13 protein-coding genes are annotated in these 20,965 nt (G+C 44.5%); 9 read left to right on the forward strand and 4 right to left on the reverse strand.

Features of this window, described 5'->3' with window-relative positions; translation table 11 throughout:
* Positions 1–316 precede the first annotated feature (316 nt).
* Positions 317–1,990, forward strand: coding sequence for a chaperonin GroEL (gene groL / locus J7545_RS21695; RefSeq protein ID WP_318701359.1), 1,674 nt, complete (start codon positions 317–319; stop codon positions 1,988–1,990).
* 275 nt (positions 1,991–2,265) lie between these two features.
* On the opposite strand, the gene cysC is transcribed toward groL, so the two are convergent.
* Both cysC and malQ read right to left on the reverse strand, forming a co-directional pair.
* Positions 2,266–2,796, reverse strand: coding sequence for an adenylyl-sulfate kinase (gene cysC, locus J7545_RS21700; RefSeq protein WP_318701358.1), 531 nt, complete (start codon positions 2,794–2,796; stop codon positions 2,266–2,268).
* 185 nt (positions 2,797–2,981) lie between these two features.
* Positions 2,982–4,505, reverse strand: a complete 1,524-nt coding sequence (gene malQ / locus J7545_RS21705) for a 4-alpha-glucanotransferase (protein ID WP_318701356.1) — start codon at positions 4,503–4,505, stop codon at positions 2,982–2,984.
* Positions 4,506–4,692: 187 nt separating this feature from the next.
* Between malQ and treS the strand changes: the two genes are divergently transcribed.
* Both treS and J7545_RS21715 read left to right on the forward strand, forming a co-directional pair.
* Positions 4,693–8,190, forward strand: a complete 3,498-nt coding sequence (gene treS / locus J7545_RS21710; protein WP_413038650.1) for a maltose alpha-D-glucosyltransferase — start codon at positions 4,693–4,695, stop codon at positions 8,188–8,190.
* Positions 8,191–8,400: 210 nt separating this feature from the next.
* On the forward strand, positions 8,401–8,595 hold the full coding sequence (locus tag J7545_RS21715; RefSeq protein ID WP_318701354.1) for a hypothetical protein: 195 nt from the start codon (positions 8,401–8,403) through the stop codon (positions 8,593–8,595).
* Between the two features lie 266 nt (positions 8,596–8,861).
* Here J7545_RS21715 and J7545_RS21720 read toward each other — a convergent pair whose 3' ends face one another.
* A complete protein-coding gene (locus tag J7545_RS21720; protein WP_318701352.1) occupies positions 8,862–9,722 on the reverse strand; it encodes a GUN4 domain-containing protein in 861 nt (286 codons plus the stop codon).
* A 320-nt stretch (positions 9,723–10,042) separates the two neighbouring features.
* Here J7545_RS21720 and treZ point away from each other — a divergent pair, with 320 nt between their 5' ends.
* Complete coding sequence (gene treZ / locus J7545_RS21725; RefSeq protein ID WP_318701351.1) at positions 10,043–11,866, forward strand: malto-oligosyltrehalose trehalohydrolase; 1,824 nt, start codon at positions 10,043–10,045, stop codon at positions 11,864–11,866.
* 161 nt (positions 11,867–12,027) lie between these two features.
* On the forward strand, positions 12,028–14,871 hold the full coding sequence (treY, locus tag J7545_RS21730; RefSeq protein ID WP_318701350.1) for a malto-oligosyltrehalose synthase: 2,844 nt from the start codon (positions 12,028–12,030) through the stop codon (positions 14,869–14,871).
* A 34-nt stretch (positions 14,872–14,905) separates the two neighbouring features.
* Here treY and J7545_RS21735 read toward each other — a convergent pair whose 3' ends face one another.
* On the reverse strand, positions 14,906–15,199 hold the full coding sequence (locus J7545_RS21735; protein ID WP_318701349.1) for a hypothetical protein: 294 nt from the start codon (positions 15,197–15,199) through the stop codon (positions 14,906–14,908).
* Positions 15,200–15,642: 443 nt separating this feature from the next.
* On the opposite strand from J7545_RS21735, the gene J7545_RS21740 reads away from it, so the two are divergent.
* From J7545_RS21740 to proX (J7545_RS21755), 4 genes are all read left to right on the forward strand, one after another.
* A complete protein-coding gene (locus J7545_RS21740; RefSeq protein WP_318701348.1) occupies positions 15,643–17,718 on the forward strand; it encodes an ATP-binding protein in 2,076 nt (691 codons plus the stop codon).
* Positions 17,719–17,793: 75 nt separating this feature from the next.
* Positions 17,794–18,489, forward strand: coding sequence for a GUN4 N-terminal ARM-like repeat domain-containing protein (locus J7545_RS21745; protein ID WP_318701347.1), 696 nt, complete (start codon positions 17,794–17,796; stop codon positions 18,487–18,489).
* Positions 18,490–18,571: 82 nt separating this feature from the next.
* Positions 18,572–19,624, forward strand: a complete 1,053-nt coding sequence (gene proX, locus J7545_RS21750; protein ID WP_318701346.1) for a glycine betaine/L-proline ABC transporter substrate-binding protein ProX — start codon at positions 18,572–18,574, stop codon at positions 19,622–19,624.
* A gap of 268 nt (positions 19,625–19,892) precedes the next feature.
* Positions 19,893–20,906, forward strand: a complete 1,014-nt coding sequence (gene proX, locus J7545_RS21755) for a glycine betaine/L-proline ABC transporter substrate-binding protein ProX (protein ID WP_318701345.1) — start codon at positions 19,893–19,895, stop codon at positions 20,904–20,906.
* The last annotated feature ends 59 nt before the right edge of the window (positions 20,907–20,965 follow it).

Raw genomic sequence — 20,965 nt, forward strand, 5'->3', positions numbered from 1 at the left:
AAGGGAATGATTTTAAGATTCGAGTCAGGAAGACACGGAGAAACGGGGACACGGGGACACGGAGAATGAGATGACTCTATGAAATTTAGGGCGCTCTGAGGGTCTATGGATGCACAATCATGAAAATCATTCACTTGTCAGCACTCCCCCACTCCCCGTTTCCCCGTTTCCCCGTTTCCCCCACTCCCTACCATGTGTGGATATCCCTACCTCGAAACCTGACCTAAAACCTGATATATGTGGAAGAGGTTAGCACTCTCTTAGTTAGAGTGCTAAATTGGCTGATGATATCACGTAAACCTAACCCTAAAGGTGTATGGCTAAAATCGTCTCATTTAAGGAAGAATCGCGCAAAGCCTTAGAAAAAGGTGTAAACGCCCTAGCGGATGCCGTCCGCATTACTCTTGGCCCTAAAGGTCGGAATGTGCTGTTAGAAAAGCAATTTGGTGCGCCCCAAATCATTAATGATGGGATCACCGTTGCTAAAGAAATTGAACTCGAAGATCCCCTAGAAAATACCGGAGCGCAACTGATCCGGGAAGTGGCTTCCAAAACCAAAGACACGGCGGGAGACGGAACCACCACCGCCACCGTTTTAGCTCAAGCCATGGTAAAGGAAGGGTTAAAAAATGTAGCTGCTGGTGCAAACCCCGTAGCGCTACGTCGGGGAATTGAAAAAACCATTGCCCACTTAGTCACAGAAATTCAAGCCATTGCCAAACCTGTAGAAGGAGAGGCGATCGCCCAAGTCGCCACCGTTTCTTCTGGCAATGACGAAGAAGTCGGGCAAATGATTGCCAAAGCCATGGAAGCGGTAACCAAAGATGGTGTCATCACCGTTGAAGAATCCAAATCCTTGCTCACGGAGCTAGAAGTTGTTGAAGGGATGGAAATCGATCGCGGTTATCTCTCTCCCTATTTCATCACCAACAGCGACCAAATGACGGTGGAATATGAGAATGCAAAACTCCTACTCACCGACAAAAAAATCAGTTCCATTCAAGACTTGGTTCCCGTTTTAGAAAAAATGGCTAGAGCCAGTCAACCCCTACTCATTATTGCCGAAGACATTGAAGGCGAAGCTCTAGCTACCCTAGTGGTGAATAAAGCTAGAGGTGTGCTGAATGCTGCTGCCGTTAAAGCCCCTGGATTTGGCGATCGCCGCAAACAAATGCTGCAAGATATCGCTGTATTAACCGGGGGTCAAGTCATTTCCGAAGAAGTTGGCTTAAGCCTCGATACCGTCGAGCTAGACATGCTCGGAACTGCCCGCAAAATCAGCATCGACAAAGACAGCACCGTCATCGTTGCCGAAAACAACACCCAAGCCGATGTCGAAAAGCGGATCGCCCAAATTCGTCGCCAACTCGACGAAACCGACTCCGACTACGATAAAGAAAAACTCCAAGAGCGGATCGCCAAACTCGCTGGTGGTGTTGCTGTAATCAAAGTTGGTGCAGCCACCGAAACCGAACTCAAAGACCGCAAACTCCGCATCGAAGACGCACTCAACGCGACCAAAGCCGCCGTTGATGAAGGCATTGTTCCCGGAGGCGGAACCACCTTAATTCACCTCTCCAACAAAGTTGAAGAACTCAAAGGACAATTAACCGCCGAAGAACAAATTGGTGCAGAGATCGTCGCTCGTGCCCTAGCTGCTCCCCTACGTCAAATCGCTGATAATGCTGGCGTTGAAGGTTCAGTCATCGTTGCCCATGTACGGACAACCGAATTTAATGTGGGCTACAATGCCGCCACGGGTGAATATGTAGACATGATTGCCGCTGGTATTATTGACCCCGCTAAAGTCGTTCGCTCTTCCGTGCAAAATGCAGGTTCCATTGCTGGAATGGTTTTAACCACTGAAGCGTTAGTGGTCGAAAAACCTGAACCCAAAGGTGCTGCTCCCGATATGGGCGGCATGGGCGGCATGGGTGGCATGGGCGGCATGGGTGGCATGGGTGGCATGGGTGGCATGGGTATGATGTAATTACCCATGGAAGGTTTTCCCATCCATTTCACCTAACTTTTGGCAGCTTGCTCGTAAGAACAAGCTGCTTTTAGTATACAGAGCTTCATCCTAGGGAATAGGAAATTGGAGAAATTTATGCAAGTTCAAGTTCAGCAGAGTTTTCATTTCCCCAATTTTGCGGTTGGCTCAGAAAGCAGCCAGTTTATAGGGAATAGGAATAGGGCATGGAAAATACTAGATCCACTAGCACAAACCTCTCCCTATTTCCGCTTCCCGTGAAGAGGAATCAAACCTTAGCTGAGATAACCCATTTCTACCAGTCTATTCCAAACTTTATCCACACTTTCAGATAACACTTCGAGATCCGTGCGGCATTCAATTTCTGGGTTTTCTGGGGGTTCATAGGGGTCAGAAATACCGGTGAATTGTTTAATTTCCCCAGCTCTGGCACGTTTGTACAATCCTTTCACATCCCGTTCTTCACAAACAGCTAAGGGAGCATTAACAAACACTTCCACAAAATCACCAATTCTCTGACGCACTTCTTCTCGAATGGCTCGATAGGGAGAAATCGCAGAAACTAAAACAATCACCCCATTTCGGGTTAATAGATGGGAAACAAACCCAATGCGGCGGATATTTTCGTCTCGGTCTTCTTTGCTAAAGCCTAATCCTTTGGTGAGGTTTGTACGAACAATATCCCCATCTAGGACTTCTAATTTAACGTCAGCAGCGCGTAGTTTTTTTTCTAGGGCTTGGGTAATGGTGGTTTTACCAGCGCCACTGAGACCAGTAAACCAGATTGTAACACCACGGTGATTCATACGAACAAAAAGTTTTAAGATTTAGATCTACTGTACTATTTTCTGGTCAACTTGCGAAAGTCAGGAGCGCTACGCGCGGGTAATGGGTAATAGGTAATGGGTACGGGAGCAAGGAGTAGAAGAATGGGTTAATCCTCAGTTCTGAAATTTATTCCCTATTCCCTATTTCCTAGTGCGTCGCACTCTTAGCGGCCATAGGATTGGGTTAAGTGTAGCAGGCGATCGCCTAATTCCTCACTCAACATCCCTGGATCGGCATAGCGCCAACGCCAATTTCCAGCACTGACACTCGGATCGTTCATTCGTCCTTGGTTATCTAAACTGAATAAATCTTGTAGGGGGAGAATTGCCCAAACGGCTACCGCGCTCAAGGCTATACGGATTAACAGCCAAGAAATCTCAGTAATTTCTTCCGGGGAACTATAACCGAGATATTCGGCTAAATGCTGTTTTTCTTTTTGGCTCGCCTTTTCCCACCACCCCACTGCCGTATCATTATCGTGAGTTCCCGTATAGCAAATTGCATTTTGGGGATAATTATGGGGCAAATAAGCATTATCAGATCCTCCTCCAAACGCAAATAGGAGAATTTTCATTCCTGGAAAGTTAAAATGATCCCGTAATTTTTCCACTTCTGGCGTAATAATGCCCAAATCTTCCGCTAAAACGGGTAAACTGCCTAATTCCTCACCCAAGGTTTGGAAAAACTCAAATCCTGGAGCCTTTACCCATTCTCCATTCATGGCTGTTTCTTCACCCGCAGGTACTTGCCAATAGGCTTCAAAGCCTCGGAAATGGTCAATCCTGACGACATCCACATATTGCAGTGTGGCTCGGAAGCGTTCAATCCACCAAGCATAATTCGTTTCTTGTAATTTATTCCAATCATAAACTGGATTCCCCCACAATTGCCCTGTGGCACTAAAATAATCCGGAGGTACGCCCGCCATCCATGCCGGTTCTAAGGTTTGGGGATCTAACTTGAAAATTTCGGGATTTGCCCAGACATCGGCGCTATTGTGGCAGACATAAATCGAAACATCACCGATAATTTGAATGCCTTTTTCGTTGGTGTACTGGCGCAGGTTTTGCCACTGTTCAAAAAACTTGAATTGCAGAAATTGATGGTATAGGATGGAATCAGCAAGGGTTTCTTTTTTACGGGCTAGGCTCTGGGGTTCGCGACGAGCAAGCGATCTTTCCCAATGATTCCAAGCTTGTCCCCCATTCTCCTCCATCAGGGACATAAATAACACATAATCATCTAACCAACTGGCCTGTTCCTGACAAAATTGAGTAAAGTTAGTCAAGGCAGGATTTTCCTCTTCTGCTAACTGTTCCTTAAAGGTTTCATAGGCCTGTTTAAGGAATCCATATTTATGGGGAATCACGCGATCGAAATTTACTCGGTTGGGGCTGATATCTTCTCCACTTAGAGGAATTAATTCTTCGGAATTTAATAATCCTTCTGCGGCTAATTGCTCTAAGCTAATCATCAAGGGATTACCGGCAAAAGCACTGTAATTCATCGTGTAAGGAGAATGTTCATAACCGGTTGGTCCTAGGGGCAAAATTTGCCATATTTTTTGCCCACTCCGAGCGAGGAAATCAACAAATTGATAAGCATTCTCTCCTAAATCGCCAATTCCAAAGGAACTGGGCAAGGAAGTCGGGTGTAATAAGATGCCACTTGCGCGTTCAAAAGCCATAGGAATTACAAACTCTACAAGAGATACGGACGATCGGTCTTCTCCATAGAATAAGACAAAAAGTCCCTCGCGATCGCTGGGGCGGATTTGTTGTTGTTTTATTCATCTGCTCATTTTCTTGAGCGACTCCTATTTTTTTGCTTCAGGTATTAAAATGAAAAATCAAGAACATTGGACAATAGAAGAAATGAGCCACTCCATCCTCAAAGACGATCCCCTTTGGTTTAAAGATGCGGTTATTTATGAAGTTCCTGTCCGGGCTTTTGCCGATAGTAACGGAGATGGTATCGGTGATTTCGGTGGACTCAAGGACAAACTGGACTACATCCAAGAATTAGGGGTCACTGCCCTGTGGATACTGCCCTTTTTCCCGTCTCCCCTCAAAGACGATGGCTATGATATTGCCGATTACAATAGCGTCAATCCCATTTATGGAAATCTAGAGGACTTCAAAGAATTCTTACGCGAGAGCCACAAACGAGGGATTCGAGTGATTATCGAATTAATCGTTAACCATACCTCTGACCAGCATCCTTGGTTTCAGCAAGCTAGAAAAGCACCTCCAGGGTCACCAGAGCGAGAGTTTTATGTATGGAATGATAACCCTAGTAAATATCAAGGCGCTCGGATTATTTTCCAAGACTTTGAACATTCTAACTGGTCTTGGGATTCTGTGGCGAATGCCTATTATTGGCATCGATTTTATTCCCATCAACCAGACCTAAACTATGAAAATATAGCGGTGCAGAAAGCTATTTTAGAGGTGGTAGATTTTTGGTTAGAAATGGGAGTCGATGGTCTGCGCTTAGATGCAGTTCCCTATCTGTATGAGGAAGAAGGAACGAATTGCGAAAACTTACCCCAAACCCATACATTTTTGCAGGATCTGCGCAGCCATATTGATGAAAAGTTTCCTAACCGCATGTTACTGGCTGAAGCGAATCAATGGCCGGAAGATGCAGCCGCCTATTTTGGGCGGGGAGATGAATGCCACATGAATTTCCATTTTCCTCTGATGCCGCGTCTGTTTATGGCATTGAAAATGGAAGATAGTTTTCCGATTATAGATATCTTGCAACAAACGCCTCAGATTCCGAGTAATTGTCAATGGGCGCTGTTTTTGCGCAACCATGATGAACTGACGTTAGAAATGGTCTCGGATGAAGACCGAGATTATATGTATCGGGTTTATGCCCAAGATCCGCAAGCGCGGATTAATTTAGGGATTCGTCGCCGCTTAAGTCCCTTAATGGAGAACGATCGCCGCCGGATAGAATTACTCAATAGTCTGCTCTTTTCCTTACCAGGAACCCCCGTCCTCTATTATGGGGATGAAATTGGCATGGGGGATAATATTTATTTGGGCGATCGCAACGGAGTCCGTACCCCCATGCAATGGAGCGCTGACCGCAATGCTGGATTTAGCCGCACTAACCCCCAACGCCTCTACGCTCCTCCGATTCTCGACCCTGAATACCATTACGAAGCGATCAACGTCGAAGCCCAACGCAGCAATACAAACGCCCTCTGGTGGTCAATGAAACGGCTGATCGCCACCCGGAAACGGTTCCAAGCCTTCGGTCGAGGAAGCTTTGAATTTCTGTATCCCGACAACCGCAAAGTATTAGCCTTTACCCGCACCTATGCCGGCGAACATATCCTAGTGGTGGCTAACCTCTCCCGGTTTGTGCAAACTGTCGAGCTAGATCTATCCCCCTTCCAAGGGATGAAACCCGTAGAAATCTTTGGCCGTACTGAATTTCCGGCGATCGCCGAGGGTTCCTATTTTCTCAGCCTCAGTCCCTACGCTTTCTACTGGTTCACCCTACAAATCGAGGAAAACTTAACCCCAAGTCCGGTTCCTGTTACCCAACTTCCCACCCTAGAAGTCCCGACCGGCCCCTGGCCAAGCGCGTTTTATCAAAACGATCCCAAAACCCGCTTTGAACTCCATCTACCCCACTATCTGATTACTCGCTCCTGGTTTACGGGTAAATCGCGCACCATTCAATCCACACAAATTGTGGATGTGATTCCCATTCCTTACCAAAACCGGGAAGCTCAGATTCTGCTCATTCAGGTCAACTATACCGAAGGTGCAGCCGAAACCTATGCTTTTTCTATTGCATACGAAGCCATTAGTGTTGAGGAAGACCTCATGTATAGCGATCGCATGGTTGCTAAAATCAACGTGCAAGAATTCGGCGAAACCGGTATTTTATACGAAGCCAGCGCCGATCCAGACTTCCTCAGATTCATGTTAGAGGCGATCGCCAACGGTTGGCAATATCAAGGCATTGAAGGCAAAATTGTCCCCTATCTGTTTAAAACCCCAGATCAATTAGAGCAAGGCATAGAAGCCTTCGATCCCCACGTGTTGCGAGGCGAACACAAACATACTTCAATTATCTATAGCGATCCTCAAGCTGAAGTCGATCGCCATCATCTGGTTCTCAAACTCTTCCGGCAAATTGAAGAAGGAATCAATGCCGACCTGGAAATTGGGGAATTTCTCACCCGTAGAATTAGCTCAGACCTCGAACCGAACCCCAAAACCTTCTCCCTGCGATCTGGCCAAATTACCCCCTTTTATGGTTCCCTAGAATATCATCGCCCCGGTAAACCCTCCATGACCATTGGCGTATTGCGCGACTTTATTCCCGACATCCGCGACGGTTGGTCATACACCCTCGATAATTTGCGGGGTTATTTCGAGCAAGTCATGGCTACTCCCATTGAAATTGCCGACCTACCCTTACCTAACATCAAGGACTTTACCCTGGATGTCACCTCAAAATCGACCGACTTAGACTTAGAGAGCCATGATTCGATAGCTGAGATTCCCGAACTCGTTTACTCCCTGATCGGATCTTACCTTAGCTCTGCTGAACGTCTGGGCCAATACATGGCTGAATTCCATCTAGCCCTAGCCTCCGATCGCGACAATCGCCACTTTGCCCCAGAACCGTTTTCATCCTTCTACCAACGGTCAATTTACCAATACATGCGGAACCTGAGCGGTAAAACCCTCCTGTTTTTGCAAAAGCGTCTCAACCGACTGCCCGAAGACTGGCAATCGATCGCGATGGACTTAATTAATCGCAAAGACCAATTATTAAAGCGCTTTGGCTCGGTCATCGACTTAAAAATTACTGCCCTGAGAACCCGTTGTCATGGGGATTATCACTTAGAACAAGTCCTCTATACCGGTAAAGACTTTGTGATCACCAACTTTGAAGGAGAAACCAATCGACCCTTGAGCGAACGACGCATGAAGCGATCGCCCCTGCGAGATGTGGCTGGAATGCTTCAATCCTTCCACTATGCTGCCAGCGTTGCCCTGCAACAAGAAGTTGATAATGGCATGATTGACCCCGACAACTTGTCCGACATGGAGCAATGGTCAGACTTTTGGTGCAGTTGGGTTAACCTCGTCTTTGTCAAAGCCTATCTGCAAACCGCTAGCCAAGGTCACTTCCTCCCCGATACTTCGCGAGAAATGCAAGTTTTGCTCGACGCTTACATCCTAGAAAAATCCGTCTACGCCATCTCCTACGAACTCACCCATCGTCCCCATTGGGTGAAAATTCCCCTTTCTCGCACCTTAAAATTATTGCAAGTTCCCAATATGTCCTATCTGATTCCTCTGCTTCACTCCCGTAGCACTTCGGGCGGTAATGGGTAATGGGAAAACCATCCAATTAATCCATAATTCCCCATTCTTGTAGGGGAAGTTTATACCTCCGTAGGAATCGAATTTACAGTTGGCGAGGGCGGGTTTACCTCATTGATTTGTTGGTGTTCTAGATATTGGTATAACCCGCCCCTACAGTATCAGCCGAAGGAAAAACAAACTAAACCTTTTTATTGGGGCAATAAACTTTTACCGAAGTTGATGCGCAAAAATAAGTCAAATGCTAACAAAAAACAGAAGAAGAAACAGCCGAGTCAACGAGAGCAAGAGGCGAGGGAGGACTATGAAAAGTGGCGACAAAATAATCCGGAGGTGGTGGCAGTGGCGGAAAAGTTTATGTTAGCCAATTGTTATAACCCTGCCCACGTCGCGAACTTTTTAGAAAATTATTACTGATGAATGGGGCAGGTGATAGGATTCGTGTGTCTAAATTCAGAAAATAGGTCTAATTTCTGTATTCTAGATTACTTTTTTTCGATTATTTAGAGGCAACCAGCCAGATATTGTTCATTGTTCATTGTTCATTGTTCATGATTCATTGTTTCGGCTCCTCGCCGACATGAACATGGATTCATGGCAGGTAATGAAATCCGCAAACGTAAGAATACCGTAGCGATGAGATTGATAAGAAATAATTATGAATGCTGGGAAACGCTTATGTGCTAAAGTCTAGAGAAGAGAAAAGAGTACCCAAGAGTACCACACCCCTCCCATAGAGTAACCGAGTAACCTCCCCAAGGCAGGTATGCTACTCCAAACTCCCACCAGGCAGGTAAATGACCTTGTAGTGCATTTGTAGTAAAGGTGTAATCACTGTAATTTAACCATGAACCGTTTTTACGCCAGCCGACGCGATCGCCTAATTTCTCAAAAGTATCCCAATCATACTCTCCTAGCTTTCCTCCCAAGTCAAGCCAAATCCGCTTCTGCACGCTAAAGCCAAATTGACCTTTGCTATAGTTCACCCATAACTGGTCAATGGTTCTCAAATCAGTGCGCGGAAAGTTTTTCACATCTTCAACACGAAACCACCCCTCTTTTTCTCGTTTCACCGCTTCCAGCATTCTGCGGGTGGTTTCCTCATCCGCATCTTTCCATCTCTGCTGCTGCAACAGTCTCTGCAAGCGAGTATAGTCTACCCCTCGCTCTGACCTTAAATCATCCCCTTGCGGCGGATTGAAGAAATTAAGCGGATTGAAATTAAGTTGAGGAGCAGGTGCAGGGGGTTTATTGATGGGTTGAGGAGCAACAGACGCACCCGAAAAACAGGGTAACCCCAACCACTTCTGTATCGACTGCGGACGATCTTTTGCTTCCAAAGCCATCCCCCAGACAATGGCATAATTCAAATTAGCACTAATGGCTTTATGCTGTTTTGGCTCAATCAATTTCACCTTCCGCATCCGTTTCCCAGAAGCAGTTCTTTGGCTGTTTTCTAACCTGCATAGTTCGGCCGCGATCGCCTTTTTAACCAGTTCCGTCACTTCCTCTGGTTTGTCAGTTCTGAAAATAATTTTTGCCATCTTGTCACCTCTTCATGCTTTCCTCTTTCAGTATCTGGAATCCTGGCGAAATTTTGTCCTTGGGGTTTTAATCACACAGAACGAACCCAGGGTAAGATGTTTGGCCTTACCTATAAAGTCAAACATCTTACCCTCAACTTCCTCAATCCTGTACTTATCTGTAATTTTTTTCCCGGTTGCCAATCCATGATGCTCAGGTACGGAAACACCAGCTTTCCCTATTATGCTATATCGAGTAGCAGTTACCCCCATTCCTCCATCTGGGGTGAAGGGCCAATCCTGTATTAAGATCAAATAATGCACTCAAGGGTCTTAAACAGATGAAAATTGGATCTCAATATTTGGGAAATAACCAGTGTGAATTTCGAGTTTGGGCCCCTCAACGCCAAGAGGTTGCTGTTCATTTGGTTTCTCTCCAAGAGCGGTTAATTCCCCTTTCAAAAGAGGAACAGGGGTATTGGTCAGCAACCGTTAGTGATGTTCAGCCAGGAAGTCTCTACTTTTATCAACTCGACACCACCGTAGACCGTCCTGACCCCGCTTCTTCCCTGCAACCGAAAGGGGTTCACGATGCCTCGCAAGTAGTGGATCATCAAGGGTTTGTCTGGCAAGATCAAGACTGGAACGGTCTGCCCTTAGAGCAATATGCGATCTACGAGCTGCATGTGGGTACGTTTACAACTGAAGGAACCTTTACAGCGATTATTGACCGACTGCCGGATTTACTTGACTTAGGCATTAACGCCATTGAACTGATGCCCGTTGCTGCATTTCCGGGCAGTCGCAACTGGGGCTATGATGGGGTCTATCTCTATGGGGTGCAATCCTCCTATGGAGGGCCGGATGGACTAAAAACCCTGGTGAATGCATGTCATCAAGCAGGAATTGCCGTCATTCTGGATGTGGTTTATAACCATTTTGGCCCGGAGGGTAACTATCTTTGGGATTATGGCCCCTATTTCACGGGCAAATATCGCACGCCTTGGGGAGATGCGGTCAATTATGACGATGCTTATAGCGACCCTGTACGCAATTTCTTTATCGAAAATGCCCTCTATTGGCTAGAGGAATATCATATCGATGCCCTACGTTTAGATGCCGTTCATGCCATTTATGATTTTAGCGCCCAACCCTTTCTGCAACAGTTGGGGGCAGCGGTGGAAGCATTGGATCAAAAATTGGGATATACCCATTATTTGATTGCGGAAAGCGATCTCAATGACGTGCGCGTTCTCCAGTCTCGCGAGACGGGTGGGTGGGGCCATCATAGTCAATGGTGTGACGATTTTCACCATGCTCTCCATAGCGTGTTAACCGGAGAGACTTCAGGATATTATCAAGATTTCGGTCAGGTGAGCCATTTGGCGAAGGCTTATCAGGAAGGTTATGTGTATTCTGGCCAGTATTCTGTTCACCGTCAGCGCTCCCATGGGAACTCTTCGTTAAGCTATCCAGGGGAGTGTTTTGTGGTCTGTATCCAAAATCATGACCAAGTGGGAAATCGATTAGCGGGCGATCGCCTCTCTACCTTAGTCGGATTCGATCGGTTAAAATTAGCAGCAGCCGCTGTATTGCTCTCTCCCTTTATCCCCATGTTATTCATGGGCGAAGAATATGGAGAAACCGCGCCCTTTCAGTATTTTATCAGCCATGGCGACCCCAATTTAGTGGCAGCCGTACGCAAAGGAAGAGCCGAAGAATTTAAGTCATTTGGTTGGCAAAAAGAAGTCCCTGACCCCCAAAGTGTGGAAGTATTTGAGGAATCGACCTTAAACTGGGAATTAGGGCAACAAGGAAATCATAAAATTCTGCGATCGCTCCATAAAACCCTCATCGCATTACGCAAAACTCATCCCGCTTTAGCCTCCCTTAAAAAAGAGCATACAAAAGTGATACATCCCACGGATACCTCCGTGATTATCCTCCATCGTCACGCTAACACTTCCCATCTCTATATCTGTCTAAATTTCAACTCCGATCCGATTACCTTCACCCCCTCCATTCCTCCTGGAGTTTGGACAAAAATCCTCGATTCTGCCGATCCACAATGGAGCGGTTCCGGACAAACCAACCCCCAAGAACTGAGCGCAGGCAAAGAAATCACTCTCTCCAGTTGGGGATTTGTCTTGTATACTCAATCCTAGCATTAAATTCTATTGATTGTGTACCAAATACCCTTTCTATTAAGGCAAATTGCTCTCAGCCCTTTGTTAGCACCTTTTTAAGCGCCACTTCGGAGAAAAATGTTATAACTCCTGGATTGACGCTATAATCAATCCGAACTGTTTTTCTGATATACTACTCTATGAAAATTCCCACCGCGACCTATCGACTCCAATTTACCCCCCAATTTACTTTTGAAATGGCTCAGTCGATTCTTCCCTACTTATCAGAATTAGGGATTTCTGATATTTACGCTTCCCCCATCTTAAAAGCTCAAAGTGGCAGTACCCATGGCTATGATGTAGTCGATCCCAATCAAATCAACCCCGAACTCGGTGGAGAAGAACAGTTTGAAAAGCTCATTAAAGGGGTGCAAAAATACCACCTGGGTTGGATACAAGATATTGTACCTAACCATATGGCCTTTAGTAGCCAAAATCCCTTGTTAGTGGATGTGCTAGAGAATGGTCCCAACTCTCAATACAAAGACTATTTTGATATTGATTGGGAACATCCTTATGAAGGCATTAGACATCGAGTTTTAGCCCCATTTTTAGGTAAATTTTATGGGGATTGTCTAGAAAGTGGAGAGCTAAAAATCCAGTATAAAAAAAAAGGATTTACGATTAACTATTGGGATTGGAATTTTCCGATCCAAATTGAGTCTTATGGCAAAATATTAGACCATAATTCCGAGCGATTGCGAAACAAGCTAGGCAGAACTCATCCGGATTTTGTTAAATTTCTAGGTGTATTGTATGCGATTAATGCTATTCAATATATTCCCAGCAGTGCAGGTTACCGAGAACGGTACGAACAGATTAGTTTTATTAAAAGCATGATTTGGGAATTGTGGAATGACAATCCTGAAATCAAAGCCTTTATAGAAGAGAATATTCAAGTCTTTAATGGAGAAGTGGGTAAACCCGAAAGTTTTGATCTGCTGGATGACTTACTCAATGAGCAGTTCTTTAGGCTCTCTTTCTGGAAAGTTGGAAATGAAGAACTCAATTACCGGCGTTTCTTTACCGTCAATGATTTGATTTGCGTTCGAGTTGAAGATAGAGCCGTTTTCGATAAAAGTCATAAGCTAATTTTGCGGTTAATAGAAGAAAATAAAATCACTGGGTTAAGAATCGATCATATTGATGGCCTGTACGATCCCAAACAATATCTAATTCGATTGAGAAATCAGGCGGAAAATGCCTATATTATAGCAGAAAAAATTATCGAACCTCATGAGAAATTGAGAGTGAATTGGCCAATTGAAGGAACGACTGGCTATGATTTCTTAAATTATATCAATGGGATTTTTTGCTATCAAGACTCAGAGACAGAATTTAACCAGTGCTATAGTCAATTTATTGGTGATATATTGAAATGTGATAAGTTGATTGATGAGAATAAACGCAAAATCCTGGAAAAACATCTAGCAGGAGATATTGATAACTTAGCAAATTTGCTCAAACGGATTGCTGACCAGTATCGCTATTCGAGTGATTTTACCATTTATGGATTAAAAGCGGCCTTGGTGGAAGTGATGGCAGCGTTCTCGGTCTATCGAACCTATATTAGCGGAGAAGCCAGTGGAGAGGAAGTCAATTATGAAGTGAGTACCCTAGACCAAGACTGTATTGCTCAAGTGATTGCCAAGACGCAAGAAAATATTCCTAGCTTTTTGAATGAGTTAATTAATGAAATTAATTTTATTAAAAAGTTCTTGTTGCTACAATTTGATGACAATTTAACCCCAGAAGATAAAAAACAATGGCTGCATTTTGTCATGCGTCAACAGCAGTTCACGGGGCCGCTGATGGCCAAGTCGGTAGAGGATACGGTTTTATATATCTATAACCGCTTGGTGTCTTTAAATGAGGTGGGTTCTACCCCCGGTCAATTTGGGTTTTCTCTAGAAGAGTTTCATGGATTTAATCAAGAGCGGTCTTCAAATTGGCCCCATGCGATGAATGGCACGTCTACCCATGATACAAAACGGGGGGAAGATATGCGCTCTAGAATTAATGTACTGTCGGAAATTCCGGAAGAATGGAGTACCTATATACAAGATTGGAAAAAGATGAATGCGGGGTATAAAGATACGGTGCGCGGTTTAGATGTACCCACTCCCAATGATGAATATTTTCTCTATCAGACTCTGTTGGGAATTTATCCTTTTGATGACCAAGATAAAGGGGAATTTGTACAACGGATTAAGGAGTATTTAATTAAGGCTATTCGGGAAGCGAAGGTAAATACGGCCTGGTTGCGTCCAGATACGGCTTATGAGGAAGGGTTTCTGAAGTTTGTAGATAGTTTATTTAAGGAGACGAAGCAGAATAAGTTTTTACCCTCCTTCCGTCAATTCCAGCAGAAAATTCAACATTATGGTATTTTCAATTCCCTTTCGCAAACGCTGCTAAAAATTACGGTTCCGGGTGTGCCTGATTTTTATCAGGGAACGGAGTTATGGGATTTAACGTTGGTCGATCCAGATAACCGACGGCCAGTGGACTTTAAGAAGCGATTAAAATTGCTTAATGAAATTCGATCGCAGTGGAAAAAGAATAAGTCTGCTTTATTTACCAATCTTCTCCAGCACCCAAAAGATGGCAAAATTAAACTGTTTACTATTGTTCAGTCTCTCAAGGCCCGTCAAGACTATCAAGACTTGTTTCAACGGGGAGATTATCAGAAGTTGCCGGTTAATGGGAGTTTAAAGTCTCATATTGTAACGTTTATGAGGACTTGGAATGAGCAAAGTGCGATCGCGATCGCTCCTCGGTTTTTAACTCAATTAATTAAGGAAGATGAATACCCCTTGGGGGAACAAGTTTGGCATGAAACTCGGATTTCTTTACCCACGGGGTCTTCTGCGGTGTGGAAAGATGCGATTACGGGGCAAGAAATCCAAGGTGAAAATACTCTATGGATGCGGGAGATTCTCAACCAGTTTCCCGTAGCCTTGTTGATTAAACAAACTTCATAAACCAAGTTGTCATCGGGATATTAGGCCAAATGACTTAATGAGTATGCCAAATTTGTTCTCGATAAAAAGCAAAGGCATCAAACATTGCCCCAACTAGACTACAGGTGACTCCAAGCACCAGTAATCCTTCTAGGGGTTCTCCATTGCCAAAAATGGCTAAGAAATGCCAAATGAGGCTTTCTCCGGTTTGAGATAAGGTGGTTAGTCCAGGAATTCGAGTTCCTACATCCAAGCCAACCATAACTCCTCCAATCAGAATCCAAGGAGCAACAAAACTGAGTAAAATGGCTAAACACAGGGAACGGACAAAAATCAGTAAAAGGTTCATATGAGTTATATCCAGTAAACCTCACTTCATGGAGGACAACTGGGTGTCATCCGTTTCTACAATAGGCGGATTTTTTCCATTTCGACCAAGAATACAAAAAACTTAAATGTTTCTTTTTAAATCTTTTTGAAGATATATGGCAAAAAATGAGAGTAAGGTTGGGTGATTTTGGTGTTTTTGTTCTGGATTAAAATGAGAATGTTGAATTTTGTATCAGAGATTACGGATGAGCGTTTGATCCTGAAGCATTGAACCGTATCTATACCTATGAATTCAACTTTGAATTTTTAAGACTATCCTTTTATTAAGGACGTATCTATTAAAAAATCTTTACAACAATCCCTTGAAATCCTCTCAAAGATAGCAAGATTGTCACAAGTTTTTCACATCTCAATTATAAGATAGTTGTACTTCATGCCGAAGGGGTTGATGTGAGGTTCTCCATGGTTACTCTATCTGGTTCTTCATCTGCTAGAAAGATGAATCCTAGCTGTAGCTCTTCTTCAGGGCGTTGGATTGGGATCGGGCTAATGGGGAGTTTGCGATCGCGCATGACTCTCTTTATCCTGTTAGGGGTTGTCCCTATTGTCCTAGGCGCTCTGCAATTGCAAGCTTTCGATGCTGGACGGCTCATTAACCAGGAAAGTGAACAAATTCTTGACCTTCAAGCCCAACGATTAGCCGATCGCGTCACGCAATGGGATCGGATGAATACCTTACTGGTACAAAACCTCAGCCGTGAACCTGGAATCTCTCAACTGACTCCCCAACAGCTACGTCCCCGATTACAATCTACTCACCATACTTATCAAGAGCAGGTTTGGAGTATTGGAGCTGCAAACCAAGAGGGTAGATTGATCGCCCTGAGCGAACAAGAAACGATTAAACCAATCGATTTTAGCGATCGCAAGTGGTTCCAAGGAGCCATGAAAGGAGAACCCATTACCCGTGAAACCATTATCACTCGACAGACGGGAGAACCCGCAGTGATTTTTTCCGCCCCCGTTTATGCAGCAACGGGCGATCGCTTCCATCCCCAAGGAGTGATCCGTATGGGTATGGTATTAACAGAACTTTCTAATGTAATTGGTGTAACCCAAATTGGGAAAACGGGTTTTGCCTTTCTCGTTGATGAACAAGGTCAACTCTTAGCCCATCCAAACCGGCACTTACTACAAAATAACCTTCAGGATTTTAGCTCCTATCCCCCAGTTCAACAGCTTTTAAAAGGTGAAGAAGGACTCTTAAAATTTGAAGATAGCGATCGCATCCATTGGTTATCCATCTCTGTCAAATTAGCCAATGGTTGGGGAGTCGTTCTCATGCAGCAAACCTCCGAAGTCTCTGCTCCCCAGAACTATTATCATCGTTCAGCAATTACCCTCAGTATACTCACCTTAATTATTGTTGGTTCAATCACTTGGCATTTTAGTCGTTGGGTGACTCAACCGTTAACCGATTTGACAGAAGCCGTATGGAAGCTCTCTAAGGGACAGTGGACTCAACGAGTCTATCTCTCGCAAGAGGACGAATTGGGAACCCTAGCCAAAGCCTTCAATCGTATGGCGGCTCAGTTACAGCTCACGTTTAAGGCATTGGAAGGAGCTAAAAAAGATTTAGAATTCAAAGTGGTAGAACGGACCGAGCAACTCAATACGACATTGGAAGAATTAAAACACACTCAAGCTCAGATGGTTCAAAGTGAAAAAATGTCTAGCTTGGGACAGATGGTGGCGGGAGTTGCCCATGAAATCAATAATCCAGTCAGTTTTATTCATGGAAATTTAACCCATGCCCAAACCTATACCAAAGACCTGTTATCCTTGGTGCAGCTCTATCAAGAGCATTATCCCCAACCTCCCGAAGCCATCCAACAAGAAATAGAGGCAATTGAACTCGATTTCCTCAGCGAAGATTTTCCTAAAACCCTGCAATCGATGCAAGTAGGAACTGTGAGAATTCGGGAAATTGTCAAATCCTTGCGTAACTTTTCCCGTTTGGATGAATCAGAAGTTAAGGAAGTCGATGTGCATGAAGGCATTGATAGCACCTTGATGATTTTACAAAATCGCCTTAAATGCTGTCAGAGTTGTGCGGCGATTGAAGTGACTAAAAATTATCAGGAACTTCCCTTAATCAATTGCTATCCCGGACAACTCAATCAAGTCTTTATGAATTTGTTGAGTAATGCCATTGATGCTCTTGATGAACGACAGGATCGATTAGACCGCAAAATTTTGAAAGATCATCCCAGTCGGATCACGATTAAGACTGAAGCTCTAGGAGAGGCATGGGTTGCTATTCGCATTCATGATAATGGCTCTGGAATTCCGCAGTCAGTACAACCTCGTTTGTTTGATCCCTTTTTCACGACTAAACCAATCGGTAAAGGGACAGGTTTAGGGCTATCCATTAGCTATCAAATTATTACCCAAAGACATGGCGGACGTTTATGGTTTCAATCGAGTCCGGAACAGGGTACGGAATTTGTGGTGGAAATTCCAGTGATCAAAGAATAGGGTTTTTCCCCTCTTCTCCATCCCTCGTGGTACAATGATTCCGATTAGGGATTCAAAGATTTAATTGCTGTTTCTGTGCCTGAACTTACCGATCTCGAACAACTCTCTACTGCCCTCTCGTCGCCGAATGGGAAAACCCAACTGAAAACCATTGAGACTCTCAGCACTTTGGGGAGTTCCGGGGAACAGGTGCTGATGGATTTTTTGGCTAAGAGCGATCGCCACCATCCCACTTGGACACAAGGAACGGCATTCCTAAAACTCAGAGCATCTGAGTCTTCTGTGGTGCAAGAGTTTCTCAACCGTGAGTTTCCCCAAGGAATGGTTCCTTTAAATACGGATCGCGATATTGATTACAGTTCCCTACAAGCGCTGTTGATTGAACAGAAGTGGCAAGAGGCCGATCGCCTGACGCTCCTGAAAATGTGCGAACTCGCAGGAGAAAGTGCCATGACTCGGAAATGGTTATATTTCTCCGAAGTGAACCAATTTCCCCGAACCGATTTACACACGATTAATACCCTGTGGCTCGTGTATTCCGAAGGTAAATTTGGATTCTCCATTCAACGGGAGATCTGGTTATCCTTGGGCAAAAACTGGGAAAAACTCTGGCCCAAAATTCAATGGCGCACGGGTAAAACTTGGACGCGGTATCCAGGCGGATTTATCTGGGATTTGACCGCTCCCAAGGGACATTTACCCCTGACGAATCAACTGCGAGGGGTTCGGGTGATGGACTCACTCCTTTCTCATCCCGCTTGGACTGAGTAAAAAAGGAAGACGTAAATTATTTATGCTACCGTGATCGGTAAACAGATGAGATATCTGATTGTTGTGTTAGTGAAGTAAATCGATGATCCAATTGAGAATAAAATCGCTCGCCTTGGGTACGATGTTAGCTGGGTTGCTCTTGGGGGCGATCGCCTGTAGCAATACCTCCGGCGAAAATACTACGGAACAAGCCTCCGAGGACTTACCTGGAGAAGGTATAACCTTAACCCATGCTCAGAGTAGCTTGCTCGAAGAACACTTTCAAACTCTAATTATCAACAGAGCCTTAGAGCAATTGGGATACGAGACTCAACCCCCTAAGGAACTGACCTACCCTGCCATGTTTGCGGCGATCGGTAACGGAGATATAGACTTCACTGCGGTGAATTGGGAAAGACTACACACCGACTTTTACGAAAATAGTGGCGGAGATGAAAAATTAGCCCACGTTGGCGTGCTAACCCCTGCGGTATTACAAGGATACCAAATGGATAAAAAAACTGCCGATGAACATAACATTACCAGTTTAGAACAGCTCAAAGACCCCGAACTTGCCAAACTCTTTGATACCGATGGTAATGGAAAAGCTAATTTAACGGGATGCGATCCCGGTTGGGGGTGTGAGTTGGTGATCGAACACCATTTAGATGCTTATGAGTTGCGAGATACTGTAGAACATAATCAGGGTCAATATTCTGCCTTGATCGCTGATACAATGGTTCGCTACAAAGAAGGAGAACCCGTTTTGTTTTACACTTGGACTCCTTATTGGGTTGGTGGCGTGTTGAAACCTGGTGAAGAGACCATTTGGCTGGAAGTTCCTTATACCGATCTACCTGAAGCACAAGGAGAGGTATCTGAAGCCGATACCACAGCCAATGGCAAAAATCTCGGTTTTGTCGTCGATCGCATTCGGGTTGTTGCCAATAGAGAGTTTGTAGACGCTAATCCGGCAGCTAAAAAACTCTTTGAGCTGGTAGAAATTCCCATTGATGCCATCAATACCCAAAACATGCTAATCCAAGAAGGAGAAGATACACCAGAAGACATTCAACGTCATGCGGATGAATGGATTGCCGACAATCAAGAGTTATTTGATAGTTGGGTCAAACAAGCAATGGAGGCTCAATCTTAATTGCATTTTCTTTTAGCTTGCTATCTATGAACACGCTGGCAGACAAGGGTCTGGAGACCCTTGTTTTGTCGAGCATTATCAGCAAAAAGAAAAGGAATGAGTGTGTATTGTGCAGGTGACGATGGTTGGTGGTTTTACCAGAATTCATATCCTCTGGCATATTTTTTGAGTCCAGTTTTAATCGGTAAACAGAGGAGAGATCTAATTGTTGTGTTAGTGAAGCAAATCGATGATCCAATTGAGAATAAAATCGCTCGCCTTGGGCTCAATGTTAGCTGGGTTGCTCTTGGGAGCGATCGCCTGTAACAATACCTCTGGTGGCAATAATACCACAGAAGCTTCTGGCGGCTTACCTGGGGAAGGAGTAACAGTCATTGCCGCCCATACTAACTTGCTAGAAGCGCGGTTTCACACTGAAATTGTCAACAAAGCCTTAGAGAAATTGGGATACGAGACTGAAATTCCCAAAGAACTTACTTTTCCAACCCTCTATGCAGCGATCGGCAACGGAGATATACAATACACTGCTGTAAATTGGGAAAGGCTACACACTGAATTTTATGAAAATAGTGGTGGGGATGAAAAATTAGCCCACATTGGAGTGCTAACCCCTGCGGTATCACAAGGATACCAAATCGATAAGAAAACAGCCGATGAATATAAAATTACCAATTTAGAACAGCTCAAAGACCCTAAAATTGCCCAACTCTTTGATACCGATGGTAATCGAAAAGCCAATTTAACGGGATGCGATCCCGGTTGGGGGTGTGAGTTGGTGATCGAACACCATTTAGATGCTTATGGTTTGCGCGATACTATTGAACACGATCAGGGTCAGTATTCTGCTTTGATCGCTGATACGATAGTTCGCTACCAAGCCGGCGATTCTGTCCTATTTTACACTTGGAATCCTTACTGGGTTGGTGGTGTATTGACACCAGGTGAAGAGACTGTTTGGATAGAAGTACCCTATACAGCTCTGCCAGAAGCACAAGGGGAAGTGTCCGAAGCCGATACCACAGCTAACGGTAAAAATCTCGGTTTTGTTGTCGATCTCATGAGGATTGTTGCCAACAAAGAGTTTGTGGAAGCCAATCCTTCTGCTCAAAAGCTCTTTGAAGTGGTAGAAATTCCAATTGACGATATTAATGCTCAAAACATGCTAATGCAAGAGGGAGAAAATACCCCCGAAGATATCGATCTCCATGTGAATCAGTGGATTGCCGACAATCAAGAGTTATTTGATAGTTGGGTAGAACAAGCGATGGACGTTGAATCTTAATCCCCTTTTCTTTTAGCTTGCCATTCATCCATACTTTGGCAGACAAGGGGCTGGAGACC

The sequence above is a fragment of the Roseofilum sp. SBFL genome (assembly GCF_017746885.1).
Taxonomy (GTDB): domain Bacteria; phylum Cyanobacteriota; class Cyanobacteriia; order Cyanobacteriales; family Desertifilaceae; genus Roseofilum.